This window comes from Devosia sp., assembly GCF_034675085.1.
Taxonomy (GTDB): Bacteria; Pseudomonadota; Alphaproteobacteria; order Rhizobiales; family Devosiaceae; genus Devosia.
Genome location: NZ_JAUCDN010000283.1, coordinates 1 through 4140, shown reverse-complemented (window position 1 = coordinate 4140; position 4140 = coordinate 1). Strand labels below are relative to the sequence as shown.

At 64.4% G+C, this 4140-nt stretch carries 4 protein-coding genes; all 4 read right to left on the bottom strand.

Annotated elements, in window-relative coordinates; translation table 11 throughout:
* On the bottom strand, positions 1-1085 hold a 1085-nt coding region (locus VDP82_RS14740), incomplete at its 3' end, for a 2-oxo acid dehydrogenase subunit E2 (protein WP_323015592.1).
* Between the two features lie 11 nt (positions 1086-1096).
* Positions 1097-2494 carry a pyruvate dehydrogenase complex E1 component subunit beta gene (locus tag VDP82_RS14735; RefSeq protein WP_323015591.1) on the bottom strand — a complete coding sequence of 466 codons (1398 nt, stop codon included), beginning with the start codon at positions 2492-2494 and terminating at the stop codon, positions 1097-1099.
* A 90-nt stretch (positions 2495-2584) separates the two neighbouring features.
* Positions 2585-3604 (bottom strand): pyruvate dehydrogenase (acetyl-transferring) E1 component subunit alpha, encoded by a 1020-nt coding sequence (gene pdhA / locus VDP82_RS14730; protein WP_323015590.1) that lies wholly within the window; start codon positions 3602-3604, stop codon positions 2585-2587.
* Positions 3605-3719: 115 nt separating this feature from the next.
* Positions 3720-4140, bottom strand: a 421-nt coding sequence (locus VDP82_RS14725) for an FtsB family cell division protein (RefSeq protein WP_323015589.1), incomplete at its 5' end; no start/stop codon positions are given.

Sequence of the window (4140 nt, the reverse complement as noted above, 5' to 3'; positions counted from 1 at the left end):
ACCGAGGACGAGCCGCCCTGATATTCGTGCGGGGCGAGTTTCTTGGATTTGGCGCGCGTGGCCAGATCCTTCACTTCTTCGGAAATCTGGCGCAGGCTCTTGGCATCGCACCCCTTGACCACCGGCGTGAACAGCCCGCCGGGCACGGCCACGGCCACCGCCACGTCGCTGCGCTTGTGATAGAGGATGGAATCGCCCGCCCAGGTGGCGTTGGCCAGCGGCACGCGCTGCAAGGCCACGGCCCAGGCCTTCATGACGAAATCATTGACCGAGAGCTTGTATTCGGGCTTGCCGTCCTTGCCCTTGGGCGCCTGCGCGTTGATCTGCTCGCGCGCCGCCAGCAGCCCCTCGATGCGGCAATCCAGCGTCAGGTAGAAATGCGGCACCGTCTGCTTGGATTCGGTGAGGCGCGCCGCAACGGTCCTGCGCATGCCGTCATTGGGCACGATTTCGTAGGAGCCGTCCTCGTAGAGCGCCATCACCTGGTTCTTGCTCATGCCGGTCGGCGCGGTGGCGGCAGCGGGCGCCGAGGCACTGGCCTTGAGCGGGGCCTTGCCCGATCTGGCCGCGTCCACATCCGACTTCACCACGCGGCCCTTGGGGCCGGAGCCGGTAATCGCAGCGATATCGATGCCCGCTTCCTTGGCGAGGCGGCGAGCCAGCGGGGAGGCGAACACCTTGCCGCCTTCGGCCTTGGCCGGTGCGGCGGCAGGCTTGGGCGCTTCCGCCTTGGTAGCGGCCGCCGGCGCAGCCTCGGCCTTTGGCGCTTCGGCCTTCGCGGGTGCCTTTTCCTCAGCCTTGGGCGCGGCCGGAGCCCCTGCCCCGATGGCGCTGGCGTCCTCGCCTTCCTGCAACAGCACGGCGATGACGGCGTTGACCTTCACGCCGTCGGTGCCTTCGGCCACCAGGATCTTGCCGATCTTGCCCTCGTCCACGGCTTCCACTTCCATGGTGGCCTTGTCGGTTTCGATCTCGGCGATCACGTCACCCGAAGAGACGCTGTCGCCCTCCTTGACGTGCCATTTGGCGAGCTTGCCCTCTTCCATTGTGGGAGAAAGCGCCGGCATGGTGATATCGATGGGCATCCCGGCTCTCCTTACGAACGATAGGTCACGGCGTTGACGGCCGCGATCACGTCATCGACATGGGGCAGCGCCAGCTTTTCGAGATTGGCGGCATAGGGCATGGGCACGTCCTTGCCGGTGACGCGCATCACCGGCGCGTCGAGATAGTCGAAGGCCTGCTCCATCACGCGAGCCGAAAGCTCGGCGCCGATGCCGCCCTGCGGCCAGCCCTCTTCCACTGTCACCAGGCGCCCGGTCTTTTTCACCGACTCGATCACCGTGTCGCTGTCCATGGGGCGCAGCGTGCGCAAATCGATCAGTTCCACATCGACCCCCGCCGCCACCAGCTTCTCGGTGGCCTGCGTCGCATAACGCATGCCCATCGAGAACGACACGATGGTCACGTCGGCGCCCTTGCGGGCGATGCGCGCCTTGCCGATGGGCAGCACGAAATCGTCGACCTTGGGCACCAGCCCGGTCGAGCCGTAGAGAATTTCATTTTCGAGGAACACCACCGGGTTGGGCGAGCGGATGGCGGCCTTGAGCAGCCCCTTGGCGTCGGCCGCGCTATAGGGCGCGACGACGGTGAGGCCGGGAACATGGGAATACCAGGCCGAATAATCCTGGCTGTGCTGCGCCGCCACGCGCGCCGCCGCGCCATTGGGGCCGCGGAACACCATCGGGGCCTTGACCTGCCCGCCCGACATATAAAGCTGCTTGGCCGCCGAATTGATGATCTGGTCGATGGCCTGCATGGCGAAATTCCAGGTCATGAATTCCACGACGGGCTTCAGCCCGGCAAAGGCCGCGCCCACCGCCAGCCCGGCAAAGCCATGCTCGGTGATCGGGGTATCGATGACGCGCTGGGCGCCGAATTCCTGCAACAGCCCCTGGGTCACCTTGTAGGCGCCCTGATATTCGGCCACTTCCTCGCCCATGATGAAGACATCGGGGTCACGGCGCATTTCCTCGGCCATGGCCTCGTTGAGCGCCTGGCGCACGGTCAGCTCGACCATTTCCACCCCTTCGGGCAGGTCGGGATCGTCCTGCGCCTCGAATTTCGGCGCCGCCGGAACGGCAGCAGCGGCAGCAGCGGCAGGCGCGGCGTCCGCCGCCTTCTCGGCCACCACCACCGGGGCCTCCGCCGGCTCGGGGGCGGTCTTGGCGGCAGGAGTGGCTTCGGCGCTTTCCCCCTCGGCCAGCACCATGGCGATGGGCGTATTGACCTTCACCCCGTCAGTGCCCTCGGCGATCAGGATTTCGGTGACGGTGCCGCTATCCACCGATTCGACTTCCATCGTCGCCTTGTCGGTCTCGATCTCGGCGAGCACGTCGCCGGGCGACACCGTATCGCCGACCTTGACCAGCCACTTGGCCAGCTTGCCCTCTTCCATGGTGGGCGACAGCGCGGGCATCAGGATTTGGGGCATATCAGCTCTCCAGCATTACGGCGCCGGGCATCTCGGCCACGCGGCGAAATTCTAAATCTCTCAAAAAGGGGCGGCCGGCCGGCCCGTCCCTCAGGCCTCGATGGTGATATCGGTCCAGAGCTCGGACGCATCCGGCTCGGCATCGTTGGTGGCGAAATCGGCCGCCTCGGTGACGATGGCGCGGATATCGGTCTCGATGGCCTTGAGGTCTTCCTCGCTGGCCCAGCCCGCCTCCAGCAGTCGCGCGCGCACCTGCTCGATCGGGTCGCGCTCCTGGCGGTATTTGGTCACTTCTTCCTTGCTGCGATACTTGGCCGGGTCCGACATGGAATGGCCGCGATAGCGATAGGTCAGCATTTCCAGGATATAGGGGCCCTTGCCCGCGCGCGCCCATTCGATGGCCCGCTGCGCGGCGTCGAACACCATGCGCACATCCATGCCGTCCACCTGCTCGCCCGGAATGTCGAACGAGGCGCCGCGCTTGGAGAAATCCGTGGTCGCCGCGGCCCGCTCGATCGAGGTGCCCATGGCGTATTTGTTGTTCTCGATGATGTAGACCACCGGCAGGTTCCAGAGCTTGGCCATGTTGAAGCTCTCATAGACCTGGCCCTGATTGGCCGCGCCATCGCCGAAATAGGCGATGGAGACCGAGCCGTCGCCCTTGTATTTGCTGGCGAAGGCCAGCCCGGTGCCCAGCGGCACCTGCGCCCCCACGATGCCGTTGCCGCCATAGAAGCGGTGATCGTTGGAGAACATGTGCATCGAGCCGCCCTTGCCTTTCGACAATCCGCCCTGCCGCCCGGTGAGTTCGGCCATGACGCCCTTGGGGTCCAGCCCCATGACCAGCATGTGCCCGTGGTCGCGATAGCCGGTGATCTGGGCGTCCTTGCCCTTTTCGCTGGCCATGGTGATGCCGGTCACCACCGCTTCCTGCCCGATATAGAGGTGGCAGAAGCCCCCGATCAGGCCCATGCCATACATCTGGCCGGCCTTTTCCTCGAAACGCCGTATCAGCAGCATTTCACGGAAGGCTTCTAGGTCCTGTTCCTTGGTGAACTGGGGGAGGTTGGACTGCGTCTTGGCCTTGCTGGCCACCGCCTTACGCGCCATGAGGAACGCTCCGCATCGAAATGGATTTGCTGCTTGGGCCGATCTGGCCACATTCGCCCATCATAATGCAAGGAAATGCCGGAAAGCAATGCTCCAGCATATCGGAGTATCGCCTCTAAAGCGTTGAGTCTGCTTCGATAAGTCGAATTAACTCATCTGAGGCTAATTCTTCGAATTTACCGGAAAGTGGTTTACCAGAAACCGGGTCGACCATGATCAGGATATCGTCGGCATTGGCCATGTTGAGCAGCGCCCGCGCCCGCTCGGTGACGATATCGGGGTCGAGCCGGCGCGTATCCATCAGCGTCGCCCGATGCCGATAAGCATCCACCTCGGCCTGCAAGGCCGAGGAACGGTTCTTGAGCTGGTCGATATCGAGCAGGATCTGGGTGCGGCTCTCAATGCCGAACTGCCCGCCAATGGCGGAAAAGCCCAGATAGCCCTGGAATCCAAGCAACGCGACAGTCAGCGCCAGCGGGCGCCAGATCGATGGGCGTTTGAGACGGGTGGGCATCGGGCAAACCAGAACAGGAACC

Coding starts and splice junctions, on each gene's coding strand:
- VDP82_RS14735 (WP_323015591.1), bottom strand. CDS start 2,494: ATGCCCCAAATCCTGATGCCCGCGCTGTCGCCCACCATGGAAGAGGGC.
- pdhA (WP_323015590.1), bottom strand. CDS start 3,604: ATGGCGCGTAAGGCGGTGGCCAGCAAGGCCAAGACGCAGTCCAACCTC.